Source organism: Syntrophomonas erecta subsp. sporosyntropha, from assembly GCF_055395365.1.
Genome location: NZ_AP042459.1, coordinates 2,122,319 through 2,146,225 on the forward strand (window position 1 = coordinate 2,122,319; position 23,907 = coordinate 2,146,225).

General features: G+C 44.0%; 28 protein-coding genes and 1 pseudogene. 25 read left to right on the top strand and 4 right to left on the bottom strand.

The window, feature by feature from the left end; translation table 11 throughout:
• The first annotated feature begins 200 nt into the window (after positions 1–200).
• Positions 201–323: a hypothetical protein gene (locus ACZ5Q0_RS10335; protein ID WP_464827134.1), complete on the top strand. Its 123-nt coding sequence runs from the start codon at positions 201–203 to the stop codon at positions 321–323.
• 147 nt (positions 324–470) lie between these two features.
• On the opposite strand, the gene ACZ5Q0_RS10340 is transcribed toward ACZ5Q0_RS10335, so the two are convergent.
• Positions 471–752, bottom strand: coding sequence for a hypothetical protein (locus tag ACZ5Q0_RS10340; RefSeq protein WP_446818059.1), 282 nt, complete (start codon positions 750–752; stop codon positions 471–473).
• 18 nt (positions 753–770) lie between these two features.
• Positions 771–971, bottom strand: coding sequence for a hypothetical protein (locus tag ACZ5Q0_RS10345; protein WP_464827135.1), 201 nt, complete (start codon positions 969–971; stop codon positions 771–773).
• Between the two features lie 204 nt (positions 972–1,175).
• Here ACZ5Q0_RS10345 and ACZ5Q0_RS10350 point away from each other — a divergent pair, with 204 nt between their 5' ends.
• The 16 genes and pseudogenes from ACZ5Q0_RS10350 (at position 1,176) to aroB (ending at position 14,500) form a co-directional block, all read left to right on the top strand.
• A complete protein-coding gene (locus ACZ5Q0_RS10350) occupies positions 1,176–1,415 on the top strand; it encodes an acyl-CoA dehydrogenase family protein (protein WP_446818057.1) in 240 nt (79 codons plus the stop codon).
• A gap of 89 nt (positions 1,416–1,504) precedes the next feature.
• Positions 1,505–2,224: pseudogene (locus tag ACZ5Q0_RS10355) on the top strand (enoyl-CoA hydratase/isomerase family protein).
• A 535-nt stretch (positions 2,225–2,759) separates the two neighbouring features.
• A complete protein-coding gene (locus ACZ5Q0_RS10360; RefSeq protein WP_446818056.1) occupies positions 2,760–3,197 on the top strand; it encodes a MarR family winged helix-turn-helix transcriptional regulator in 438 nt (145 codons plus the stop codon).
• Positions 3,198–3,390: 193 nt separating this feature from the next.
• The gene (locus ACZ5Q0_RS10365) at positions 3,391–4,536 is read left to right on the top strand and encodes an acyl-CoA dehydrogenase family protein (RefSeq protein ID WP_446818055.1); all 1,146 of its coding nucleotides are present in this window, start codon (positions 3,391–3,393) and stop codon (positions 4,534–4,536) included.
• 135 nt (positions 4,537–4,671) lie between these two features.
• On the top strand, positions 4,672–5,427 hold the full coding sequence (locus tag ACZ5Q0_RS10370; RefSeq protein WP_446818054.1) for an electron transfer flavoprotein subunit beta/FixA family protein: 756 nt from the start codon (positions 4,672–4,674) through the stop codon (positions 5,425–5,427).
• A 5-nt stretch (positions 5,428–5,432) separates the two neighbouring features.
• Entirely contained in the window at positions 5,433–6,368 is a 936-nt protein-coding gene (locus ACZ5Q0_RS10375) for an electron transfer flavoprotein subunit alpha/FixB family protein (RefSeq protein WP_447182522.1), read from the top strand.
• A 100-nt stretch (positions 6,369–6,468) separates the two neighbouring features.
• Positions 6,469–6,621, top strand: a complete 153-nt coding sequence (locus ACZ5Q0_RS10380; RefSeq protein WP_446818052.1) for a hypothetical protein — start codon at positions 6,469–6,471, stop codon at positions 6,619–6,621.
• A gap of 350 nt (positions 6,622–6,971) precedes the next feature.
• Positions 6,972–7,670, top strand: a complete 699-nt coding sequence (sigK, locus tag ACZ5Q0_RS10385) for an RNA polymerase sporulation sigma factor SigK (protein ID WP_446818051.1) — start codon at positions 6,972–6,974, stop codon at positions 7,668–7,670.
• 250 nt (positions 7,671–7,920) lie between these two features.
• A complete protein-coding gene (locus ACZ5Q0_RS10390; RefSeq protein ID WP_447182523.1) occupies positions 7,921–9,099 on the top strand; it encodes a galactose-1-phosphate uridylyltransferase in 1,179 nt (392 codons plus the stop codon).
• A 20-nt stretch (positions 9,100–9,119) separates the two neighbouring features.
• Positions 9,120–9,650, top strand: coding sequence for a YqeG family HAD IIIA-type phosphatase (locus tag ACZ5Q0_RS10395; RefSeq protein ID WP_446818049.1), 531 nt, complete (start codon positions 9,120–9,122; stop codon positions 9,648–9,650).
• Between the two features lie 216 nt (positions 9,651–9,866).
• Positions 9,867–10,745, top strand: a complete 879-nt coding sequence (locus tag ACZ5Q0_RS10400; RefSeq protein WP_446818048.1) for a shikimate dehydrogenase — start codon at positions 9,867–9,869, stop codon at positions 10,743–10,745.
• Positions 10,711–11,172, top strand: a complete 462-nt coding sequence (locus ACZ5Q0_RS10405; protein WP_446818046.1) for a GspH/FimT family pseudopilin — start codon at positions 10,711–10,713, stop codon at positions 11,170–11,172. Before ACZ5Q0_RS10400 ends, ACZ5Q0_RS10405 begins: the two co-directional genes overlap by 35 nt.
• A 16-nt stretch (positions 11,173–11,188) precedes the next feature.
• A complete protein-coding gene (locus ACZ5Q0_RS10410) occupies positions 11,189–11,695 on the top strand; it encodes a DUF2179 domain-containing protein (protein ID WP_446818045.1) in 507 nt (168 codons plus the stop codon).
• A gap of 11 nt (positions 11,696–11,706) precedes the next feature.
• Positions 11,707–12,900 carry a chorismate synthase gene (gene aroC, locus ACZ5Q0_RS10415; protein WP_446818044.1) on the top strand — a complete coding sequence of 398 codons (1,194 nt, stop codon included), beginning with the start codon at positions 11,707–11,709 and terminating at the stop codon, positions 12,898–12,900.
• Between the two features lie 8 nt (positions 12,901–12,908).
• On the top strand, positions 12,909–13,415 hold the full coding sequence (locus ACZ5Q0_RS10420) for a shikimate kinase (protein WP_464827136.1): 507 nt from the start codon (positions 12,909–12,911) through the stop codon (positions 13,413–13,415).
• Positions 13,415–14,500 (top strand): 3-dehydroquinate synthase, encoded by a 1,086-nt coding sequence (aroB, locus tag ACZ5Q0_RS10425; RefSeq protein WP_446818042.1) that lies wholly within the window; start codon positions 13,415–13,417, stop codon positions 14,498–14,500. Before ACZ5Q0_RS10420 ends, aroB begins: the two co-directional genes overlap by 1 nt.
• Here the strand turns inward: aroB and ACZ5Q0_RS10430 are convergent, their stop codons facing one another.
• The gene (locus ACZ5Q0_RS10430; protein ID WP_446818041.1) at positions 14,501–14,866 is read right to left on the bottom strand and encodes a DUF4363 family protein; all 366 of its coding nucleotides are present in this window, start codon (positions 14,864–14,866) and stop codon (positions 14,501–14,503) included.
• A 16-nt stretch (positions 14,867–14,882) separates the two neighbouring features.
• Positions 14,883–15,599, bottom strand: coding sequence for a DUF421 domain-containing protein (locus ACZ5Q0_RS10435; protein ID WP_446820771.1), 717 nt, complete (start codon positions 15,597–15,599; stop codon positions 14,883–14,885).
• A 687-nt stretch (positions 15,600–16,286) separates the two neighbouring features.
• On the opposite strand from ACZ5Q0_RS10435, the gene ACZ5Q0_RS10440 reads away from it, so the two are divergent.
• From ACZ5Q0_RS10440 to ACZ5Q0_RS10475, 8 genes are all read left to right on the top strand, one after another.
• The gene (locus ACZ5Q0_RS10440) at positions 16,287–16,973 is read left to right on the top strand and encodes a HesA/MoeB/ThiF family protein (protein ID WP_446820770.1); all 687 of its coding nucleotides are present in this window, start codon (positions 16,287–16,289) and stop codon (positions 16,971–16,973) included.
• Between the two features lie 78 nt (positions 16,974–17,051).
• Positions 17,052–18,749 (top strand): GspE/PulE family protein, encoded by a 1,698-nt coding sequence (locus ACZ5Q0_RS10445; protein ID WP_446818040.1) that lies wholly within the window; start codon positions 17,052–17,054, stop codon positions 18,747–18,749.
• Positions 18,750–19,799, top strand: coding sequence for a type IV pilus twitching motility protein PilT (locus ACZ5Q0_RS10450; protein WP_446818039.1), 1,050 nt, complete (start codon positions 18,750–18,752; stop codon positions 19,797–19,799).
• Between the two features lie 428 nt (positions 19,800–20,227).
• Positions 20,228–21,439: a type II secretion system F family protein gene (locus ACZ5Q0_RS10455; protein WP_446818038.1), complete on the top strand. Its 1,212-nt coding sequence runs from the start codon at positions 20,228–20,230 to the stop codon at positions 21,437–21,439.
• Positions 21,440–21,742: 303 nt separating this feature from the next.
• Entirely contained in the window at positions 21,743–22,171 is a 429-nt protein-coding gene (locus ACZ5Q0_RS10460; RefSeq protein WP_446818037.1) for a type II secretion system protein, read from the top strand.
• Positions 22,172–22,300: 129 nt separating this feature from the next.
• Complete coding sequence (locus tag ACZ5Q0_RS10465; RefSeq protein ID WP_446818036.1) at positions 22,301–23,053, top strand: prepilin peptidase; 753 nt, start codon at positions 22,301–22,303, stop codon at positions 23,051–23,053.
• Positions 23,054–23,085: 32 nt separating this feature from the next.
• Positions 23,086–23,544 (top strand): hypothetical protein, encoded by a 459-nt coding sequence (locus ACZ5Q0_RS10470; protein WP_446818035.1) that lies wholly within the window; start codon positions 23,086–23,088, stop codon positions 23,542–23,544.
• Positions 23,541–23,906: a type IV pilus modification PilV family protein gene (locus tag ACZ5Q0_RS10475; protein WP_446818034.1), complete on the top strand. Its 366-nt coding sequence runs from the start codon at positions 23,541–23,543 to the stop codon at positions 23,904–23,906. Before ACZ5Q0_RS10470 ends, ACZ5Q0_RS10475 begins: the two co-directional genes overlap by 4 nt.
• Position 23,907: the final 1 nt, after the last annotated feature.

Here is a 23,907-nt window from a genome sequence, read left to right on the forward strand (position 1 = left end):
TGTGGATAGGGTTAGAGATATCTAACATTGCATGTTTAAAAACTATCCTCGGGATTGGTGCTAGTATGTATCCAGCTCATCGGTATATGGAGATCATCGGGTACTTCCTCAAAAAGAGGGTCAGGAAGGTTAATTGCTTTCTCTTTATGCTTTGACCAAGGGCGTCGATGAAGAGCACGGGGAACTGTATACCAAGCTGTATGGTTTTGATACCTATGGTTTTGGGTAAAGATATTGAGTCTATATTTGGGGCAGATAGGTCAGGAAATATCAAGCATAGTAATGCTGATGTTACCCAAAGCCAGAGAACTGTTGGGGTATGACCCCGAGTGGAGCTTCGAGCGGGGATAAAGGCAGCTATTGAGTGGTATCTGTCTATGGCAAAATAAAAATACAGCAGTAAAATGGCAAAAATCAAAGCCCAGTTTTGTAACCCTGGCAAAGGACACGAAAAAGGTCCTCCTAACCGATTACCTCTGCATTTCCAGCTGTTCTTTTAAAGCACCTTGGAGAACTTTCGAAGTAAACTTTAAGTACTTACCCTCAGGGGTCCGCATGTGTTTTTCACCAAAATCAACCTGCATTTGATATCCCATTGGAAGTTCATCAACCGCTTCATAGGATCTAGGTAACGACTGCTTTTTAATCTGATGGGCTTCTCTTAGAAGTTCCACAAATCGTCTGGTGGTTCTCTCCCCAGATTTGATTTGATAGTGCTCTAGTAACCAGTCATGTACCTGAGCTGCGCTCATGTCAGGAAATTGATAGAGCTAATTTAGGATAACTGGTTCATATTTGCCTAATACATGACTCTTGCGAATATTCTCCGCAGCTTTGACATACTCATCAGGTGGCATATCCCAGTACTTACGTACTGTTAGTAACAAGGGCATAATTGGGCCGGTACCCTGCCTGTCTATTGGAAAAGCGGATGGGGTACCGGCCTTTTTTCTTGGAGTTTTTAGCGACATTATTCTTTTTATTTAAAAAAAAGATTGACTTTTAAAGTGCTAATAATTAACCTAATATCAAATAACATGTAAAGTATTAATATATGAACGGAAAAGAGATAACAAGGCCGACATTTCCATAAAATTTGTTCCAGGAAAGTTGTGTAGTGTCTGGAACTCAGAGCTATAGCCAACCTCGGAACGGCAGAACAGAAGGCTGGGTTCATGCCTGCCGCCTGCAAGGGTAAGCACATTGCCTCCTTTGCTTTTACTGAACCCGGAACCGGATCAGACCCTAAACAGATTAGCAGTACTGCGGTAAAAGAGGGCGACCATTATGTCATTAACGGAACGAAACGTTTCATTTCCAATGGTACCTATCCCAGTTCTTTGGTACGGTTCGCCAAAGATGCTGAGAGTGATTATATGGATATGGTGCGAACTGGCAGGTGCCGGAAAAACTAAATAGGAGGGGGATATTAATGAGTAGTGATGCAGTATTTTGGAAAAAGGAAAAGGGGATCTGTACGATCACTTTAAATCGTCCCGAGGCTATGAATGCCCTGAACGGTGATTTGGTAAACGGAATGATGGCGGCTTTCCAGGATTGCTATGATGAAAAAGTGCGCGCGGTAGTTTTGATCGGAGCCGGAAAGGCATTTTGTTTCGGGGGCGATATCGCTTACGCCAGCAAATAGGGAGATGGTGATTTAGCTGCTTTTTTCAAGGATTTCACATTACCTTTGGCCCGGCTTATTTCTGATATGAGGCAATTACCCAAACCCATTATCGCCAGCATCAATGGTATATGCGCCGGTGTGGGCATGAGTTTTGCTGCTGCCTGCGATCTGCGTCTCTGCCACGAACAGGTGGTTTTCAAACAGGCGTATACAGGTGTAGGCATCAGTCAGGATGGAGGATTCAGCCAGATGGTGCCTCTGATTGTGGGTTTGGGACGAGCCAGCGAAATGGTGTTTATGGATGAAGTAATTACTGCCCATAAGGCCTTGGAGTGGGGATTCGTAAACAAGGTAACCGCTCCGGAGGAGCTTGGTGCCCAAACTGCAAAACTGGCCCAGCGTCTGGCCAATGGGCCAACCAAAGCCTATGCAGCTTCAAAGGCTTTGCTCAACAAAGCTTTGCTGCCCTTCCTGGAATCCCAGCTTGAAGCTGAGCGTCAAGGAGTAATAAGCACTTCTTTGACCGAAGATTATAAGGAGGGAGTGGCGGTATTTACCAGGCAGAAAAAGGTTCCCGAATTCAAAGGCAGATAAATGAGTTTTTAGGCACTGCCTGGCAGTCCCTAAGCTTAATAAAGCGGGCAGCTTTCAGCAAAGAAAGTAGAAAGAATGGCATTGGAGAAATGGAAGCAAAAATATAATAAGAAACTGAATTCGGGATAGCAAACTTAAATACAAGAGTAGGAGGGAAAGAGCCCTGGAACTAATCCCCATTGCTCATTCTGATCTGTGGGGTGAACTGCGGGATAGCCTGAAAACGCGTTTCTATCCTAAACCATCATAATTAAATATTAATACCAAAACGAGCAATCCTGGACCGGATAACGACCGTAGCTCTAGTTTTTCCTCCTTCCTGTATCTCGGTCGTTATCCTGGTTTGGCTAAAAATGGGGCTTAAGGGGATCATAAGGGCGAAAAGCACCTTGACAGCAGGTAAATAAATAAAGTTTAATAATAAAGACATTATTAACGTAATAATTATTAAGAAGTTAATAATTATAGAGCCCTACTTTCTTGGAACAAATATATGTTTCTGGATATGTCAAATATAAAAAATGAGGAGTTTAGCATGTTAGACTTTACCACTTTTTGGTGTTTCCGCCTGAATGCCCTGTCACGCAAAATAAGCCGCATGTACAACAACCGCTGTCTTGAACACGGGGTCACCGCTGCCCAAAGTTTTGTGATATTTGATGTCATGGATCATCGTGGTACCAGTGTGAAAGACATTGCCGCCCGTATCCAATTAGATAGCCCTGCGATTACCGGATTAATTGATCGTTTGGTCAAAGAAGACTTGGTGAAGAGAAAGGAAGATCTGGAGGACCGCCGCAGCCTTAAAATTTATCTTACCGAAAAAGGTCAGGAACTGGCGGAAAAGGACCTGGTTCCAATGGCTCTTGAATTCAATAAATATATAAGGCAGCTGGTTGAACCGCAGATTGCCCAAATATTTCAACTTTCTCTGGATCTTATAGACAAAAAGCTGGATAAGGACGGCAATTAGGAAGAACTGTTGCTGTACTCTATAGACAAAAAGCCAGGAAAAAAATTATCCTGGGCATTTGTCGTCCGGGTTTTATATTGAATAGCTGGAGTGTTCAGGTAAGACATTATTGATTAAAAAAGCAATTACTAATGTCTAAACTAAATCAGTGCATGGCAGGATATGAAAAAAGGCTATAAGGGGGTTGTATATTGTGGATTTTAATCTAAGCAAGGAGCAGTCGTTAATTCAACAGATGGCCCGGGAGTTTGCGGAGAAAAGCATAGCTCCTGTAGCTAAACAGATTGATGAGGAGAGCAAGATTCCCGAGGAGATTTTAGCTGGAATGGCAGAGCTGGACCTTTTTGGCATTCCCTTCCCGGAAGAGTACGGTGGAGCCAATGGGGGTTATGATGGCTATGTCCTGGCTATGGAGCAGATTGCCAAGGTTTCCGGCGGTATAGCTATGACCTTGGCTGCTCATACCCTGGGTTTAGGGGCCATATCTACCTTTGGAACTGAAGAACAGAAGAAAAAGTACATGATTCCAGGCTGCAAGGCCAAGCACATCGTATCATTTGCTTTTACTGAACCGGGAACTGGCTCTGATCCCAAACAGATTACCACTACAGCTGTGAAACAGGATGATTTTTATATACTTAACGGAACCAAGCGTTTTATTTCTAACGCCAATTATCCTGGAGCCATGGTGGTTTTTGCCCGTGAGATGGAAAGCGGGGAAGTAACTGCTTTTATTCTCGATAAATGGGCCGAAGGCTACTCCATATCTGAGCCCTGGGAAAAAATAGGCATGCTTGGGGGACAATTACTGGATGTATATATGAAGGATGTAAAAGTACCGGCAGATAATCTGTTGGGCAAGATAGGGCAGGGTTTTCCTATTTTACTGTTGGGGATTGCCCTGGGTAAGATTGGCACTAGTACCGCGGCCCTGGGAGGAACCCTGGCAGCCCTGGAGGAGGCCAGCAAATATGCTCGTGAAAAAACCCACCGGGGTCAACCCATAGCTAAATTTCAGGCCATTCAGCTTAAAATTGCCGATTTGGCCATTAAGTATGAGACTGCGCGTTGGTTGTGCTATCGCCTGGGCTGCATTGCCAATGATATAAAAGACCCGGGCAAATTTGCTGCTGAGGCTGCTCTGGTCAAGGCTTATTGTGGCGACAATGTGGTGGATGCGGCGCGTATAGCGGTTGATGTGCACGGTTCTTATGGACTTATGAAAGATTATATTATTGAGCGGGTTTATCGTGATGCCATAATTGGACCGGAAATTGAAGGGGTAGCCGATATGCAGAAATTGATTGTGGCTGCTTCTATATTGAGGGGTAAAGCTTAAAGATAATAGCATGGCCTGGGATGCGGTACTTACCGCCTGGCTTGCGGTACCGAGGTGCTAGAGTGGAGTTATCCCGGCGGCGGAAGCGGAGTACAATTTCGTTTCGGCTAGGAAAGATAGTAGGGGGATAGAAGGATGAATGTTGTAGTAGCCATGAAACAAATACCTGACTTACAGCAAATAAGGATTCGTAATCGGCAGCCCGTATTGGAAGATGTGCCCTGGACCATGGGGGCTATAGACAAGAACGCCTTGGAGGCTGCGGTTCAGATTAAAGAAGCTCACGGGGGGAAGGTTGTCTTGCTTTCCGCCGGTAACGACGAACTGGAGGATACGGCCAAGGAAGCTTTGGCCGCCGGAGCAGATGAAGCTCTGCTCATCACCGATGATGAGTTGGATGAGCTGGGTAGTGCAGAGATCGCAAGAATACTGGCTGCTGCCATCCAGCGAATAGAGAAAGTAGACTTGATTATCTTTGGTGAGGGTAGTGAAGACAACTATTCTGGCCAGGTAGGCTCGCGAGTGGCGGAAATCCTGGGCTTGCCTCAGGTGGGTTATGCTTCCGCTATTGAGGTTCAAGGAGAAAGCTTGCGGGTAAGCCGTTCCCTGGAAGAGGGTGAGGAGTTGGTGGAAGTAGGATTGCCGGCGGTGATAACTGTCATTTCTGGGATTAATGAACCGCGTATAGCTTCTGTAACCCAGATACTAAAAGCCGGGAAAAAGCCCAAAGAAATTCTGGAACCGGGTGATTTAGCTTTGGACCTGGGTGATTTCTGCCTGGTAAAGACAGAGAGCAACCTGGCTCCCGAGAGCGACCGCAAGCAGGTAGCCGTCAGGAGTGTCGACGAACTGGTAGCGGCCCTTAAGGGCGAAAACCTGATCGGGAGGTAGGAAAAATGGCGGGAATATTGGTTTATAGTGATAAAGACAAGCTGGCTCTGGAATTATTGACTGTGGCCGGTTTAATTGCTGATGCTCGGGGTTGGGAAGTAAAGGTAGCTTGTATGAACAATGCCAGCCAATGCCAGCTCTTATCGGCTGCCGGAGCCAGGGTATATAAGATAGGAAACCCGGCAGTATTTTCGGCTGATGTCGCCAATGTGGCGGCGGCCTTAAAAGAGGCTTGCGGTAAGCTTGACTGTTCTATAGTATTACTATCCTCTGACCGCCGGGGCCGTGAACTGGCTGGGCGTCTGGCCCAGGTGTTGGGAGCGGGTTGTTTGACGGATATTTCCGCAATCAAGGTGGAAGGGGAGCAGATTAATTGCCAGCGTATTGGGCTAGGCGGGGCTACCGTAGCCACCCAGTATATAGATGGGGAAAAGCAGGTGCTGGCTATAGTGCCACGGGCTTTTGCCTCGGCTCCAGACCGTGATGGCGGCAGTATCGATGAGTTGCAAGTGGAAGTCCCGCCTTCCCGGGTTAAATTGCTGGAGTTTCGAGCCAAGGATAGCAGTAGTGTAAATATTGAAGAAGCTCCGGTGCTGGTAGTGGTAGGACAGGGCTTAAACAGCCAGGAAGACCTGGCTGCGGTAGAAAGCCTGGCGAAGAAGCTCGGGGGAGAACTGGCCTGTTCCAAACCGTTGGCTACAGATAAGAAATGGCTACCAGAAGACAGGGTCATTGGGCTCTCCGGCAAGAAATGCCAGCCGGATCTGGCAGTTTTGCTGGGTATTTCGGGCCAAGTGCAGTTTACGGTGGGCATCCGTGATGCCCGGGTGATTGTGGCGGTCGATACCGATGATAATGCTTATATACATCAAATGGCTGACTATTCTATGGTGGCTGATTTGCACCAGGTGGTTAAAGAGCTAAATAACGTTCTCGCTTAAAATTAAATACGACCTGGTTGGCAAAATTGCTGAAGGTACCGCACTTACTCGTCGTACTATCGTTGCAATTTTAGCAGGTATTGAAAAGCATATATTTGCGATGTTTAAACAAAATCCCGAGGAGTTTATCACCAAAGCGATACGATTGATTAAGGAACAAAAAGCCACCATGGTTGTAGAGCATATCGCCTATGACCAAATTGAAAAACAGTACGACGGTAGTATTTTTTACTGCCGAAAAAGGTACAGGTGATTTTACAAAAGCTTTCCGGGCCAAGAAAATATTCAGGATTATGTATTTACCGATGGTTTAGCTGAAAAGAGTGTAGAACGTCGGTTTGCAAAAGATATGGACGATGCAGAAGAGGTTTGCGTATATGCTAAACTACCTGCGCGGGTATGTTAACCGGCTTTCAGCCAGTTTTTTTTGAATAAGCATATATTTGACTATTACCCTCCTATGAGCCCATTTTTACCCCTGGTTTGCCCCGGATAAATGAACTTTGAGGACGGGGAGGGCCATTATTTACCTATCTAAATAAGGCACGAATTTCAGGCTATTGTCATATAGTATATAGCGCTTGATTATATGGAGGTGGTATTTTGACCTTCCTGAGTTGGGCACTGGCGGTGGCTGTAGCTGTTAAGGGATGCCTGCTTCTGTTTGGTTATTTAAATAATCAGGTTTTCCCTCATCCACTTGATGAACAGGAAGAAAAGCTGTGCCTGGATAGGTTAAAAGCGGGAAGTGAGGAGGCTCGTAATAAGTTAATTGAACATAATTTGCGTTTGGTAGCCCATGTGGTGCGTAAGTATGAAACCAGCGGGGAAGACATGGAGGATCTAATTTCTATTGGTACTATTGGTCTTATTAAAGCTATTAAGACCTACAATGATGAGCGGGGGGTACGGTTAGCCACTTATGCAGCCCGCTGTATTGAAAACGAGGTCCTTATGCATCTTCGCAACATAAAAAAGGTTAAACAGGAAGTGTCTATTTATGACCCTATAGGATATGATAAGGAAGGTAATGAAATAACCTTGATGGATGTTTTAACTACCGATAACGAAATTTTTGAAATGGTTCAGGCTAAAATACAGGAGGAAAAAATTCGGGGTAAAATGGATATTCTTAGTCGCCGTGAACGCCAGGTAATTGGCATGCGTTACGGGCTTTTTAATGGCCTTAAGGAGACCCAGCGGGAGATTGCTAAGAAATTAGGTATATCCCGTTCTTATGTTTCGAGAATAGAAAAAAGGGCTTTGAAAAAACTAATCCAAGAGATAAGTGTAGAAATGTAAAATAGATATTTACTAAACAGGGTGGATAATTTTAGAGATTTCCACCCTGTTTTTAATATTATTGAGGGAACCTTTTAAAGGTGTTTTCCTATGTTTCTATCTGGTAAAGGTGGTCAGACCAGCTGGGTTTGAGGCAGGAAACCTTTCCTGATGTGCAGAATACCAAAGGAAAGATTTATCACTGTCGCCTTAAAAGAGCCTCCTTGAATTTTCCGGTATTTAGAAGCCGTACCGGGGATGTAAGTAGGATATGGGTTTAGGCATCCTTTCGGAAGGAGTAGTGGTAGCAGCAGGATCAGGAATTGCGGGGCCACTCCCAGTCTTAGCGGAGGGAGTTTATAATAGTGGGTATGATAAGGCCGAATGTATTAATATATATATAGAAGATATTGAATGGCCGTGGTATTTAAGGAGGGAGACTTGGATGCCGGAATTGCGCAGGGATTTGTTCCGGGATAACTGGGTGGTGGTAGCAACTGATGTGGTACTTAAACCTAAGGATTTTCCTATCAACAAAACCGGGGTAGGGCATCCGGTAGGCAATAACTTCTGCCCGTTTTGTGAGGGTCATGAGGATTACACTACCCGGGAATTAGCTGCTTTTAGGAAGGAAGGAACTAGACCGGATACTCCCGGGTGGCAAGTTCGTACCATACCTAACAAGTTTTCAGTGTTTAACCTGGAGGGGGAGTTGAGTACGGAAACCCGGGGTGTTTTTACCCGCTCTAATGGATTAGGGCAGCATGAGGTGATCGTTGAAACTCCCCAACATGGGATAGAGTTTCACCGCTTTCCGGTAAGTCGTTTTGAATTGGTTTACCGGATGATGCAGTTACGGTACAATACCCTGGCAAAAGATCAGCGTCTTAAATATATTCAGATATATAAAAATCGGGGGCTTTTTGCGGGAGCTTCTCTGGAACATAGTCATTCCCAGATCATTGCTTTACCTATGGTACCAGCTCACCAGCAGGGGGTACCGCGTTATTACCGGGAGAACCAGGCCTGCCTGCTGTGCTCTATGCTGAAAGAGGAAGAAGAGGCTTTGAACCGGATTGTCTATGAAACAGAGCATTTTGTCGTGCTTTGTCCCTATGCTTCCCGGTTCAGTTATGAGGCCTGGATAATTCCCCGCCGGCATACTGAGCATTATGGGGAAATAACCCGGGAGGAGCTTAAAAACCTAGCTGAGGTTAGTACCATATTTTTCCGGGCTATGGTTGATCTGCTGGATAATACGTCCTATAATATCGTCATCAATACCGCCCCGGTAAATGTACCTTACCAGGGGGGTTACCACTGGTATATGGAGGTTACTCCCCGGCTTATTGTTAGTAATGGCATAGAGCTGGCTACAGGTTATCATGTTAATCCTGTTTCACCAGAAATAGCAGCAGAATTTCTTCGCAATAAGCTAAGTAAAGTATAAACCTATTATGCAAGAATGGAGTGTCAACGCTGAACGTTTTTTATCCCAGGATGTATGTTGATTCGATTATGGATATTCCCCTGGATAAACTAAAGCAAATGAATATCCAGACTTTTATATTTGATCTGGATAATACCATAACTGGTTGGAATAGTAACGAGATTACTACCGAGGTTAGTGATTGGTTTAAAAAAATTAAAGAGGCTGGGTTTAAGGCCTGTATTCTTTCTAACAATGGCCACCTTAGGGTATACCAAGTAGCTCAGGATTTAGGGATACCCTTTATATGCCGGGCTAAAAAGCCCCGCCGGGGTGCTTTTAATCGTGCTGTATCATTGATGGGAGTTAAGCCGGAACAGACCGCTGTCATTGGTGACCAGATTTTTACCGATATATTAGGTGGTAACCGGGCCGGATTGTTTACCATTCTGGTGGTACCTATTGCCAAGCGTGAGTTTATGGGTACGAAGGTGTCCCGGGTTATGGAGTATTTTGTATTGCGCCGGTTAAAAAAACGTCTACAAACAGATAGTTACCCCTTTGTAGATTAGGTTAGTGTAATTTGGGAAAAGCAGAGGACCGTAACGAAAGGCGATCTCATAAGGGGATATTACGATAATACTCTATTTGTGGTCGCAAAGTAGATGAGGTCTCATATAAAGAAAGTGCAAAGATTAGGCTCAAGTTGAAAAAAGGCCGGCTAAGTGTAATAATGGGAACTATCAGCAGATGCAGTTTTGCAATGTTTTTATAGTGTGGAGGTTTTTATGCTGCTTATTAATACCCAAACTGCATTACTGGGATTATTGGGAAAACCTCTCCATCACAGCTTATCTCCTTTAATGCATAACGCTGTTTTCGAATATATGGGCATAAATGCTATTTATCTTCCCTTAGAAATAGAACCGGCCAATATAGGAAGAGCAGTAGAAGCCATACGAAGTCTAAAACTGCGGGGGGTAAACGTAACTATTCCCTACAAGGAGGCTGTAATTCCATTTCTGGATGAGCTATCTTCAGAGGCTCAGGCTTGCGGAGCAGTAAATGTTATACAAAATAAAAGAGGACACCTGATCGGACATAATACTGATGGATCAGGTTTTCTTTCCGCCCTCTGTGAAAAAGTTGTCCCTCTGACCGGGAGGGTAGTGATGATTGGCGCAGGTGGAGCAGCCCGTTCTATTGGTACTGCTTTAGGATATGAAGGTTTTACTCGCATAGATATTCTTGATTTAGATGAAGATAAGGCCTGCCACCTGGCGGGCAGAATAAATTCTGCTACTGGTTGTAGTGCAGATGGTCTGGTGATGAACGAAGCTAATTTCAACCACCTGGCTGGAAGGGCTGACCTCATTATTAACTGTTCTCCGGCAGGAATGTTTCCTAATATTAATCAATCACCGGTGTCCTCCCTGGAGGCTGTTCCTGATCATACCGTAATTTGTGATGTCATCTACAATCCTCAGAATACTCGTCTACTTTACATGGGGCAGGATCGGGGACTTAAGACTATAAATGGTCTGTCTATGTTTGTTTATCAGGGGGCCCTGACCCTGGAGATTCTTCTGGGTATTGATCCCCCGGTAGGGTATATGAGGGATGTGGTTCTTTGTGGACTGCAGGAACAAAGGGTTCACTCTGATTGAACTGAGTATTTTTTTATGTCTGGTAGGGATTATTCTACTTTTATCATCTCCGCTATTAGTTCGACAAATTGATAATTACCGGCTGGAGAGCGATGCGCGCCGTTTGGCTGGAGTGTTAAGAGATGTCCGTCAGCAAGCGGTAGCCGAAGGTACTCCTCAGACGGTTAAGTTCTTTATATTCAGTGGGGCTTACCAGGTAGTAGGGGAGAAAACCTATTATTTGCAGGATGGAATACGCTTTGCTGATAAAACCTCTTTTAAGACTACTATTGGATCGACTTCCTGTTGCAAATTTACAATTAACGGATCTCCAGTAACAGGAGGGACCATTACCCTGGCCAACCGGCAAAATCGTAAGAAGTATATTATTGTAAATCCGGTTGCGGGGAGAATACGGGTATCCGAAATGCCACCCCAGAATTGGTGAGGAGGGGAATTAGTCAATGATACTGGAATTGCTGTTTATTTTTTTTGCACGGATTATAGACGTTTCGTTGGGTACCATACGGATGATCCTGGTGATCCGTGGGGATCGTCTACCGGCGGCTATCATTGGATTTTTTGAGATACTGGTTTATACACTGGCTTTAGGTATGGTGGTAGGGTCTTTAAACGACCCGATTAAACTGGTGGTTTTCTGCACGGGATTTGCTCTAGGTGTATTAGTAGGAAGTGTCATTGAGGAAAAACTGGCCTTGGGATTCCGGGGGATTCAGGTTACGGTTGATCGCGAGCATGCTTACATAGTTGATGAGTTAAGAGAGGAAGGATTCCCAGTTACTTGTTGGGAAGCCCATGGAAAAGTTGGACCGAAACTGATTATGAACATTATAGTTAAGCGTAATATGGCCGGAATAGTTGCTGATAAAATATATGAAAAAGATCCGGCAGCCTTTGTGATATTTATGGAACCTAAACATTTTCGGGGTGGATATATTAAGAAGAAATAGGGGGCAGCGCTGTGCTAAGGTTTTCAACCGCGGGTGAATCGCATGGCAAAGGTCTGGTAGCAATTTTGGAGGGTTTACCAGCCGGGCTGGCCATTAGCGAGACAGATATTAATGAACAATTATGGAGGCGTCAGCAGGGTTATGGCCGCGGTGGGCGTATGGCAATAGAATCTGACCGGGTAGAAATTTTGGCTGGGGTTAGGAATGGAATAACCTTAGGAAGTCCGGTCAGTTTTATTATCTATAATGAGGATTATAGTAACTGGCAGGGTATAATGGGACCAGGATCTTGTTCCCGGATGGAGGAAAAAGCTGTTTACCGCCCTCGTCCGGGTCACGCTGATCTGGCGGGAGGCATGAAGTATCATCATCATGATATGCGTAATGTTTTGGAAAGAGCCAGTGCTCGAGAAACGGCTGCCCGTGTGGCAGTGGGGGCTTTTTGTGAGAAATTATTAAAGGCTTTTAGCATATATATTTATAGTCAGGTAATCTCCATAGGAGATATTTCAGCAGAGGCAGTGCCGGTTACTGAATCAACCTGGGAGCAATTTATGACAAGTATTGATCAGTCACCGGTTCGCTGCGGTAATCCGGATAAGGCAAAGGAGATGATAGAGCAGATAGATGCAGCCCGGAGGATGGGGGAGTCATTGGGAGGATGCTTTGAAGTTGGAGCCATAGGAGTTCCACCTGGTTTAGGCAGCCATGTTAGCTGGGAGCAGCGTCTGGATTCTAGACTAGCTGCAGTGATGATGGGCGTACCTGCTATTAAGGCAGTTGAAATAGGTCCAGGAGTTGACAATTCTAGTTTACCAGGTTCCCAGGTGCATGATGAGTTGTTTTATGATCAGGAGGCGGGATTATATAGGCGTACTAACCGGGCTGGCGGAATTGAAGGTGGCATAAGCAATGGGGAGACAATTTTCCTGCGGGCTTATATGAAACCCATACCTACCCTTTATAAACCCCTGACCAGTGTTAATACCAGTCGGTGGATAGAGGAAAAGGCAGTTGTGGAACGTTCGGACATTTGTGCTGTACCTGCCGCCGCAGTGGTAGGAGAAGCCATGGTGGCTTTTGCCATGGCCAGGGTTTTTATGGATAAGTTTGGGAAAGACCATTTGGATGAGATACATGAGGCTTATAACAGTTATATGATATATATGGAAAAGGTGTGGAAATGGAAAAAAATATTGTTTTAACAGGATTTATGGGAACGGGCAAGAGCTCCGTAGGCTCAAAAATAGCAGAACGCATGGGGCGGGAATTCATAGACATGGACCGGGAGATTGAAAAACTTACCGGTTTAAGTATTAATGACTTGTTTCGTCGTTACGGGGAAATAAGGTTTCGTTCTGAAGAACAGCTTATGGCTCAAAAACTAAGCCGGCGTAGTGGGCTAGTTATTGCCACTGGTGGCGGGGTAGTTCTGGAAGAGGATAATATGGAAGCCTTGCGGCAAAACGGTATTATGATATGCCTGCAGGCTGCACCTGAGGATATTTTTGCCCGGGTCAGCCGTAAAAAAGGGACCCGGCCGCTTTTAAAAAAGAATTTAACCTTACAGGACATCATTGATATGTTAGAAGAAAGGGCTTCATTCTATCAGAAGGCAGACCTGCAAGTTAATACCAGTGGTAAAGATCTGGACCAGGTAGTTCTAGAAATTATCAAAAAGACTACTCCGTATTTAGGGGAAAAAGGTAGACGGAAATAATGCAGCAGCTGCAAGTGAAACTAGGGAAAAGAACTTATCCTATAGTAATTAAACCAGATCTTTTGACTAGGGCTGGTGAATTAGCCAGGCAGGCTACCCATGCAGAAAAGCTGCTCCTGGTAAGTAACCCTACGGTTTACAATTTATATGGGCTCAGGACCAGAGAGACACTGCTGACCTCTGGATTTGAAGTAGGGGTGGCTTTAATTCCTGATGGGGAAAAATATAAAAATATGGAACAGGCTATGAAAGTCCTTGACCAGGCTCTGGAAATGCGCCTGGAACGAAGTGATGCTATAGTTGCTCTGGGAGGTGGAGTGGTAGGAGATCTGGCTGGCTTTGTGGCTGCTGTATATCAGCGGGGGATTGATTTTATTCAGATTCCTACTACTTTACTGGCCCAGGTAGATAGTAGTGTGGGAGGAAAGGTGGCTGTAAATCATCCCCGGGGTAAAAACATGATCGGTGCTTTTTATCAGCCCCGTCTAGTCATGATAGATACATCCACTCTGCTAAGCCTGACAGAACGTGATTATAAAAGTGGTCTAGGAGAGGTTGTTAAATACGGTATTGCTTGTGAACGCAGCTTTTTCAATTATTTAACTCTTCATACCGAAAAGATTCTCCACCGGGAGCTGGAATGTTTACAGCATATAATTATAGAATCATGCCGAATTAAAGGCCAGATAGTAGAAAGTGATGAAAGGGAAAGCGGACTGCGAGCCGTGTTAAATCTAGGGCACACTTTTGGGCATTCTATTGAAAAATTGGGTCAATATAATACTTACCGGCACGGAGAAGCAGTAGCCATGGGGACTATGGCTGCGGCTTATTTAGCCCTGGATCTTGGCTATCTTAAACCATCAGAACTGGCCGATATAGCTGCACTATACCATAAACTGGATATAGAAGCTGGAATACCGCCTTTGGCCCCCCAACTAATCTATGAAGGAATGCTTAATGACAAAAAAGTAGTAAAAAACCGAATAAAATATGTACTGCCCCGGGGCATAGGGGACCATATATTTGTGGAGGGTATTAATACTGAACGGGTAATAAGAGCCATTATAAAAGCGCAAGCCTAGTTATTCATTTAAATTTTCCCAGTGTTCCCGGATTTCGCTGAGCTGGGCCAGGGCATTACTGTAATCCCGGGCAACAATATATCCCTTTAACCTTCCCAGACCGACATCAATAGCATTGATTTCATCTTTTTCTACGCTGAATTGTATACGGGGCATTACCTTTTCCCAGGCACTATTCAGCTTTTCCCATTCCTGGGATGCTTGCTGCCAGTCTTTTTGCTTAATTTCCTTCTCCAGTGTTACTATTTGCCGGGGAACATTATCATGCTGGCTAAATGGTTTCTTTAAATAGTCCCCGCTGTTCATTATAATAATGAAGGCTAGGAGAGTTATTATAGGCAGGGCATAAATAGTTAATTTGCGCATAGTAGGACTCCCTTTTCTAATTAGGTTTTTTAGTAGAAGATTCCAGGTTATCACTATAAAGATCGATATATAAAGTACTGGCCGCCGGGTTATAGGAAGCCAGAAAAACGTCGGTTACCTTTTCAATTCCCTGCTGTTGCAGTTGCTGTTCCAACCACAGGCGATCTAATCCTACCAATTCTAAATTTTCCTCTATAATCATTCCATTATAAATAAGCTGGGCACTTAAACCACTATCAGCCGGCATAAGGTTCATGTCTTTTACGGTTACCGGGCGTAATTCCGGTTTAAGCTGTACAGATAGTTGTCCATCTGTTTCCAGTACGGCAAATTGAACTTCAGTAAGGTCAAATATATTTTTATCACGAAGCTGTTCCATGAGATCAGATACGGTGTAACGGGTTTTTTTCATGGCATCCTCCAGTATCTTCCCATTGGATATGACTACTGTAGGTTCACCGCTAAAAAATTTGGCGGCTACGGGGGATTTTATAGTTAAAATTTGTAGAGCCAGTACTAAAACCGTCCAGGTTAACAGACCTACCCAGTGGGGCCAGGCCCGGCTGCTTAAATCTACCGAAAGGGAGGCGGCAATAGAGCCAACTGTTATACCTAATACATAATCAAAAAAAGTTAATTGGCTAATCTGCTGTTTGCCTAGCAGGCGAGCAAATATTAATAAACTAAAAAAGCCAATAATACTACGGACTAATACTACTAGTGCTTCACTCAGTTACAACACCTTCTTAAAATCTTGTTTTTTAAGAAACCTTGGATTTTAATCATTGATTAGGAAAAGTATAAATTACAGTTAAAACTGATGTGGAGTTTTTTAGTTTACAGTTTGAATTATTATTAACCAAAGCTTGTTTAGTAATGCAGGAATATTTTATGCTTTGGTGTGATATGGTAAGTAGTCGCTCAGTTTATTTAAATAAATGTTTTACCACCCTGATTAAGAAATAGTTTCTTGACCAGGGTGGTTTTGTATGATGGCTTTTTGGCCGGTTAAATAAATCATTCCTTTTTTAGGCTTTCATTTGGTATTTCTCATTACATACCTACCATTTCGTTTCTAGTGTTTAAAGATGCTTCACCGTCTTATTGGCAATAATAAGGCATTTTATTCGGATTTTAAAATTTCGAAGCGTTTGCGAGCCTGAATCAGCAAATAACTCCTGGAAATTAAGCAGCTAATAAAGGTCAGGCCCAATTTGACGGGTTTGGCGTAGATATTGCAATATATAGTTTACAGTATTGGCTACTTTGGCTAGGAAATTAGGTTGTAAGGGGATACTTTCATGGTGGACCGGGATACCCCGGGTGTTATTATTGGTCCTAAAGAAAATGTCTGTGGTCGAAGATATGGGAAATATCGGATATTATATTAATAAAAACAGCTTTGCTGGAGGTGATTACTATTAAGCGTTATATACGGAATATGAATACATTAAGCCCGGAGGAAAATGCCAGCCTTAAAGATAGGCGGGTGGCGGTAGTTGGTTGTGGTGGTCTGGGAGGGTATGTCCTGGAGATGTTAGGGCGACTAGGAATAGGATACCTTACGGCTATCGATGGTGATGTTTTTGAAGAATCTAATCTTAATCGCCAGCTATTATCTGATGTCAAATCTCTGGGAATGTCTAAAGCCATAAGGGCCAGGCAGCGTTTGCAGGAAGTAAATCCCTTGATTAAAGTGCAGGCAGTTAATCAACTTTTATCCCCGGATAATGCTCGGGAGCTGCTGGCCGGGCACCAGGTGATAGTTGATGCCGTAGACAGTGCCCCGGCCCGATTACTGGTACAGGATACCTGTGAAAAATTAAATATTCCCATGGTTCATGGGGCTATTGGAGGATGGTATGGTCAGGTGGCTACCATATTTCCTGGCGACCGGATTCTTAATCTGCTCTATAGTAATGGAAGAGAAGGGGTAGAGAAGGAACAGGGGAATCCCTCATTTACTCCGGCTCTCATTGCAGCTATACAGGTAAGTGAAGTGGTAAAAGTTCTCATCGGCCGGGGTAATCTATTACGCCACCAGCTCCTTTACATAGACCTTTTGCATCAGGAGTATGAATTACTTGCTCTGGAAGTAGGGGATTAATACCTGCTTGACATTTTGTCCCAGGTGCAACCATAGTTATAATAAATATCACAGGATTTTTTAAGGGGAGTTTTGCTATTGGTTCACAAGCGTAAGATGATGGGGGAATTTCTAATCGAGGTGGGACTAATTACCTCCCAGCAGCTGCAGGAGGCCTTGCGGGAACAGGAACATAGCGGGAAACGGCTGGGGCAAATCCTGGTAAGCCAGGGGGTAATAACCGAACAACAACTTATAGAAACTCTGGAATTTATGCTGGGGATTCCCCATGTTCGCATAAGTAAGATAAATATTGACCCGGAAGTCGTTAAATTGGTACCTGCTCAACTATTAAGACATCATAAAGTGCTGCCGATTTCTCGTCGTAAAGATTCTTTAACCCTGGCTATGGCAGATCCTTTTAATCAACAAGGGATTGATGATATTCGAATGGCTACTGGTCTGGATATAGTGCCTCTGCTGGCCAGTGAACGGGAGATCGACATAGCACTGCGCCAGTTACTGGCATTTCGTATTGATTCTAATATGGAACGTATTTTGGGCGAGCTAAACCAGACTGATAAAGCTGCTGCACTGGTACACAGTGATTCATCCTTAAGAGTGGGTGATGATGCTCCTATTATCCGGGTAGTTAATTCTATACTTATACAGGCGGTACACGGCCATTGTAGTGATGTTCACATTGAGCCTCAGGAAGGTGAGGGGCGGATCCGCTTCCGTATCGATGGGGAACTGTTTCACGTATTGAACCTGCCGGCCCAATCCATGGCGGCTCTGGTTTCACGGGTGAAAATTATGGCTTCGATGGATATAGCAGAAAAACGGGTACCCCAGGATGGCCGATTTCGTATGCATATTGAGGACCGGGAAGTGGATTTTCGGGTGTCGACCCTACCTACCCAGCATGGAGAAAAAGTAGTTTTACGTATTTTAGACCGGGTTAATGCTTTTAATCGTTTTGATCAGTTAGGATTAAGCCCCCAGAATAAAGAAAAATTGATGACCCTGGCTTACCGTCCTTATGGTATGGTATTGGTTACCGGTCCTACAGGTTCCGGCAAAACCACCACTATGTACTCAATTTTAAACGAGATAAACTCTATGGATAAAAACATTATTACTTTAGAAGATCCGGTGGAATACTCACTGGCAGGTGTAAATCAGGTTCAGACTAATATTAAAGCCGGGCTTACTTTTTCCAGTGGACTTCGGTCAGTTTTACGGCAGGATCCAGATGTTATTATGGTAGGCGAAATACGTGATGAGGATACGGCCCGCCTGGCAGTACAGGCGGCTTTAACTGGTCACCTGTTATTATCCACCCTGCATACTAATAGTGCAGCGGGAACTATTGCCCGCTTAACTGATATGGGAATCGAAGATTTTTTATTAAACTCTGCTCTGGCCGGAGTCGTTTCCCAGAGGCTGGTACGTATGTTATGTCCTAATTGCCGGGAAACCTACTTTTTAGATGAAGCAACTGCCCGGCGGTTAGGCATAAGTCAGGAAGCCCATCAGCAATTTTACCGGGCGACTGGGTGTAATATGTGCCGGCAATTGGGCTATCAGGGACGTATTGCCCTTCATGAAATATTGATCCCCGGATCCCAACTGCGCAGTTTGATTGGTCAGGGAGAAAATGCCGAGGATATTATTGAACAGGTGGCTCAACAGGAGGGGATGACTACCATACAAGCTGATGGTATAGCTAAAGCAAAACAGGGTTTGACTTCGTTGGAGGAAGTAATGAAGGTTGTCTGGTTAGGAGGCGTTTAAATGGCCGGAAAAACAGCATTGGAGATCATAAAACAAGGTGTGGCAATGGGAGCATCGGATATACATATAACCGTTTCCCGGCCTCCTTTATATCGTATAAATGGTCGCATAGTTACCGGCCCGGATAAGGAATTATTAACTGCTGAGGATACGTGCAGGCTAGGTGAGGAGATTATACCTAACGAAAAAATCCGTATCAGTCTAGAGGAAAATGGCCAGGCTGACTTTTCCAATGCCTATCCGGGAATTGGTCGTTTTAGAGTTAATCTCTACCGCCAACGTGGTTCCTGGGCTGCTGCTATCCGCTTAATACCTGTTAATGTGCCGGAATTAAAAGAGCTTAATTTACCTTCTGTAGTTGCCGAGCTGGGGGTGAAAGAAACTGGATTAGTACTAGTTACCGGGGTCACCGGCAGTGGAAAATCTACCACCCTGGCCGGAATAATCAACCTGTTAAATCATACTCGTAATTTACATATCATAACCCTGGAAGATCCCATTGAATACCTGCATCGTCACGCTTCCTGTGTCATAAACCAACGGGAAATAGGTACTGATACTCCCTCTTTTGCGTTAGCTTTACGGGCAGCCATGCGGCAGGATCCGGATGTAATCATGGTGGGAGAGATGCGTGATTTGGAAACGATTTCTACTGCTATTACGGCGGCAGAGACCGGCCATTTAGTGCTGGCTACTCTTCATTCCGGCAGTGCTGCCCAGACTATTGAACGAATTGTGGATGTGTTTCCTCCTCATCAGCAGCAGCATGTGCGTATACAACTGGCTAATTGTCTACAGGGAATTATTAGCCAGCAACTGGTTCCCCGGATAGATGGTAAGGGACGTATTGTTGCGGCTGAGGTTTTGGTAGCTAACACGGCTATTAAAAACTTGATTCGGGAAAATAAGGTTCATCAGATTTATTCAGCTATACAAACTGGTAGTACCAGTGGGATGGTGACTATGGAAAAATCTCTTACCAGGCTGTACCAGAAGGGATTAATCTCCCTGGAGGAAGCTAAAAAGCGAGCTGTTTCTACGGTTTTGTAACTGCTGCTGTTTAACTTTGTTTTAGGGGGTTGTACATATAACTAAGGGAGCGTTCCTTGCCTAAAGGTGTATAAAACACTTGCTCCAACTTCCGCAGAACGAAACACCAACGGCTTGGTTCCGGGTCAGGGTGGTACCCGGTCAACGCCACGTCCGTGTGGCGCGACCGGCTCAAAACGTCCTGTTTTTCGCCCACCCTGCCCCGTAACCTTCGCCGGGTGTTTCTGTCCTGCTCCAGGAGGGCTCGCTTATTTATACACCTTTAGGCAAGATGATAGGTTTTAAAATACCCTTTTAGAGGAGTTCTGCCCAAGATGATTAATCTCCCTGGAGGAAGCTAAAAAGCGAGCTGTTATATACGCCTCCAGGCAAGGAACGCTTTTAACCTATTTATCCATAATTCCCAAGGAACAAGGGAGGTGGTTAATTTGGAATTTGCATATCGGGTAAGAGACCGTCAAGGAAAAATATTGACAGGCAGGTTGGAAGCAGAGGACAAGAAAACGGTGATTGATAGCCTGCTTAAGCAGAATTATTACATACTATCTCTGGAGGAAATCGTACAATCTGGCCAAAAACTGGAGCTACCCTGGGGTTTTGCTAAAGTGCCGGCCCGGGATATGATCGTCATGACTCGGCAGCTGGCTACTATGCTGTCAGCTGGTTTACCTATTTTAAAATGTTTTTCCATCCTGGCGGAACAAGCTAATCATAAAAAACTGAAAAAGGCACTTTTTTCCATAAGAGATAATTTGGAAGAAGGGGTTACAGTGTGGCAGGCCATGGCCTGCCACCCAGCCGTTTTTTCATCTATTTATATTAGTATGGTGCGGGCCGGGGAACTAGGTGGGGTTATGGACTCAGTGTTAGAGCGGTTGTCCCTGCACCTGGAGCGGGAAGATGAAATAACTTCTAAAATTAGATCAGCTTCGATTTATCCAGCCATAATTACCGTATTTGCTTTTCTTATGGTAATATTTATCATTACGGTAGTGATGCCTGGTTTTATCGGTATGTTCGAAGCGGCTGGGGCCCAAATGCCAGGATCTACTCGGGCTTTATTGGCCATTAGTAACCTGATTCGTACCCGCTGGGTCTACCTGCTGGCTGGTACGGTTATATTAATTTATGGTCTGAAGATAATTGGTAAAACCCGCCGAGGAAGATATTTTTTTGATAACCTTTACCTGCATTTACCTATCATCGGCAAAACTATTTCCCGTATTACGGTGGCCCGGTTTGCACGTACTATGGGGACCTTGGTTGGTTCAGGTATACCTATTTTACAAGCCCTGGAAGTCAGTGAGGATGTGGTAGGTAATGCAGTGGTAAGCAGGGGTATTCGTAAAGCCCGGGAAAGTATTAGTGAGGGTCAGGCTATCAGTATTCCTTTACAAAACACCGGTGTTTTTGAACCGATGGTTATTCAAATGGTTGCTGTAGGAGAAGAAACCGGGGCTCTGGATGATATGCTGATCCGTATGGCAGATTACTTTGACCGGGAAATAATGTATCTAATTGATTCTATGATGGCCCTTATAGAGCCTATTTTAATCCTGTTAGTCGGTATTCTGGTAGGAGCCATAGTGGTATCTACTCTTATGCCGATTTTTGAACTGGTTAATACAGTAATAATATAAAGAATAATAATTAATATTTTTTACGGTTATTAGCGGTAGCATACTCCCCAGGGTTTAAAATAAATTATAAACTGGGACTATAGACTCATGATTTTGTTACTATTAAAAGCCTGATTATTAGTGCTTTTAGTAAGGGTTTGTAATATGATATTACTAGGTAAGGACCGACCGATAGGGAATACTGGACATAGTAATTTACTAAGAATTCTAACATAAAAAGGCCGGTAATATTTCACTAAAAAGGGGGGATATAAGGCCTTATTTAATTATGGTAAGTAGTTTATAAATGGGGAGGAAGAATTAATGTTAGATAAACTGTGGTCACCAAGGAGCCGGAAAAGGAATGAGCGGGGCTTTACCTTGGTGGAGTTAATTGTAGTCATGGGTATACTGGCTTTGCTGGCTGGTATAGCTGTACCTAGATTTGGAGCTTCTTTTGATAAGGCTAAAAAGCAGGCTCATAATACTAATGTCATGATGATTGAAAAAGCTGTTGAGTTAGCGATTATAAATGGGGATATAAACCCGCCTGTCTCCAGTAATAAGGTAATTACAACTGGAGATGTATTAATTGATAAACAGTATCTCGATAAAGAGCCCAAAGTACCGATAGAGATAAAAGTGGGGGAAACGACTTATACCAAAAACAGTTCATATAAATATAATGTAACGGTAACACCTGGTGATGTAACTGATCAGGTTAAGATCGAAGTAATTCCCGGTAAAATATAAGCGGTAGAGGAAACGGGGGAAGGTTCAGATACTTAAAATCTAATCGTGATAAAGTCCAGGGTCATATCTACCGGTATGACCCTTAAATTTTGCCGGAAAGCAAGGCTGTTATTATTTAAGGAGATAATTATGTTTAATGTGGTTTTAGTATTAATAGGAGGGCTTATCTGGGGTTCTTTTCTTAATGTGGTTATATTCCGTTTACCCGGGAGGGAATCGCTTCTCTGGCCGGGCAGCCATTGTGCAGCCTGTTTTAATCCCTTAAAGCCCCGGGATTTGGTGCCTGTTTTTAGTTATATATGTTTGAAGGGCCGGTGCCGGTATTGCGGGGAGATTATTCCCTTTCGTTATCCCTTAGTGGAATTAGTCACCAGCTTAAGTGGGGGGCTTATTTATATAAAATGGGGATGGGGCTGGGAGATGCTGGCCGGGTGGATTTTAACAAGTATTCTGCTGGTAGCAGCTTTAATTGATAAGGACCAGGGGATAATTCCGGACCTGATTACCTATCCGGGTCTGTTGGTGGGTTTACTGTTGTCATTGGTAACGGTAGGTTTTTCTTCGGCCTTACTGGGGGGATTACTGTTCGGAGGCATACTCCTGGCAGCAGCTATAGTCTCCCGGGGTGGAATGGGGGGCGGAGATATTAAACTGGCGGCAGTTATCGGAGTTTTCACCGGATGGCAGGGGGCCTGGTTGGCATTTTTAATAACCTCACTTATGGGGGGGAGTTATGCCTTGTACCTGCTGATGACCGGCCGGGCTAACGGCAAGACTTCTATTAAATTTGGTCCATTTCTGGCTTTAGGGGGATGGCTGGCCTGGATTTATGGACCGGAGATTTTAAATTGGTATTGGAATATATTGGTTAGTTTTTCCTGAGGATCGGTTAAATGTGGTGGTGGAAAAATAGCGTGTTAAGCAGTTATCTGAAAAAACAAAAGGGTTATGCTCTGGTCGTTATACTGATGATGTTTTTGATCCTGGCGGTTTTATCAGCCACGTTATTAAGCCTGTGGTATTTTGATAGTGTTATGGCACAGAAAAAGATCTGTAAATTACAGGCCTATTATATAGCCAGGTCAGCGGCCGATGTCATGGGAACCCATTTACTTAAAAATAATGATGACATTCCAGAGATAATAGGACTTAAATCAGATGAGAATACTTTTTTTGGTGAGGATACTAATTTTACGGTTTCCGTTTCTAAACAGGGTTCTAAGATATTAATTCAGGGCCGGGCTGCTGTTGAAGGGGTAACTGATACTGCTAATCTGATTTTAAGGGAAAATATAAATTATATAACTAAACCGGATGAAAGTCTGGAAGTTTATTATACTTATACCCGGGAAGGGTGGGTTAAAGAACCGTGAAAAAATTATCTATGATGAATAATCAAAAGGGTTTCACCTTGATGGAAACCATACTGGCTATGGGCCTGTTACTCATTATTGCTATTACTTTTTTACCCCTTTTCATTAATTCCACGGCGGGGATATTTTCCGTGGGTCATAAGCAGCAGGCGATAGGGGCTATCCAAAAAGTTATTGAAAACAATTTGTCTGATCACCAACCGGTGATCAATTCCCACATGAATATTGAGTTTAGTCAGGCCGGAATTTCTGTAATAGTTCCGGGAGAATTAATGACGGTTAGGGAGGATTACAGCCGGGGCAATGTTCATAACCCTATAGAATTAAAGGCTTTTATCCCGGAGGATAATGGGGAGGAGTAGA

Coding starts and splice junctions, on each gene's coding strand:
- ACZ5Q0_RS10380 (WP_446818052.1), top strand. CDS start 6,469: ATGTTTAAACAAAATCCCGAGGAGTTTATCACCAAAGCGATACGATTG.
- ACZ5Q0_RS10345 (WP_464827135.1), bottom strand. CDS start 971: ATGTCGCTAAAAACTCCAAGAAAAAAGGCCGGTACCCCATCCGCTTTT.
- ACZ5Q0_RS10340 (WP_446818059.1), bottom strand. CDS start 752: ATGAGCGCAGCTCAGGTACATGACTGGTTACTAGAGCACTATCAAATC.
- ACZ5Q0_RS10350 (WP_446818057.1), top strand. CDS start 1,176: ATGCCTGCCGCCTGCAAGGGTAAGCACATTGCCTCCTTTGCTTTTACT.
- ACZ5Q0_RS10360 (WP_446818056.1), top strand. CDS start 2,760: ATGTTAGACTTTACCACTTTTTGGTGTTTCCGCCTGAATGCCCTGTCA.
- ACZ5Q0_RS10335 (WP_464827134.1), top strand. CDS start 201: ATGGTTTTGATACCTATGGTTTTGGGTAAAGATATTGAGTCTATATTT.
- aroB (WP_446818042.1), top strand. CDS start 13,415: ATGCAGCAGCTGCAAGTGAAACTAGGGAAAAGAACTTATCCTATAGTA.
- ACZ5Q0_RS10420 (WP_464827136.1), top strand. CDS start 12,909: ATGGGAACGGGCAAGAGCTCCGTAGGCTCAAAAATAGCAGAACGCATG.
- ACZ5Q0_RS10375 (WP_447182522.1), top strand. CDS start 5,433: ATGGCGGGAATATTGGTTTATAGTGATAAAGACAAGCTGGCTCTGGAA.
- ACZ5Q0_RS10390 (WP_447182523.1), top strand. CDS start 7,921: ATGGGTTTAGGCATCCTTTCGGAAGGAGTAGTGGTAGCAGCAGGATCA.
- ACZ5Q0_RS10460 (WP_446818037.1), top strand. CDS start 21,743: ATGTTAGATAAACTGTGGTCACCAAGGAGCCGGAAAAGGAATGAGCGG.
- ACZ5Q0_RS10450 (WP_446818039.1), top strand. CDS start 18,750: ATGGCCGGAAAAACAGCATTGGAGATCATAAAACAAGGTGTGGCAATG.
- ACZ5Q0_RS10400 (WP_446818048.1), top strand. CDS start 9,867: ATGCTGCTTATTAATACCCAAACTGCATTACTGGGATTATTGGGAAAA.
- ACZ5Q0_RS10430 (WP_446818041.1), bottom strand. CDS start 14,866: ATGCGCAAATTAACTATTTATGCCCTGCCTATAATAACTCTCCTAGCC.
- ACZ5Q0_RS10465 (WP_446818036.1), top strand. CDS start 22,301: ATGTTTAATGTGGTTTTAGTATTAATAGGAGGGCTTATCTGGGGTTCT.
- ACZ5Q0_RS10410 (WP_446818045.1), top strand. CDS start 11,189: ATGATACTGGAATTGCTGTTTATTTTTTTTGCACGGATTATAGACGTT.
- ACZ5Q0_RS10370 (WP_446818054.1), top strand. CDS start 4,672: ATGAATGTTGTAGTAGCCATGAAACAAATACCTGACTTACAGCAAATA.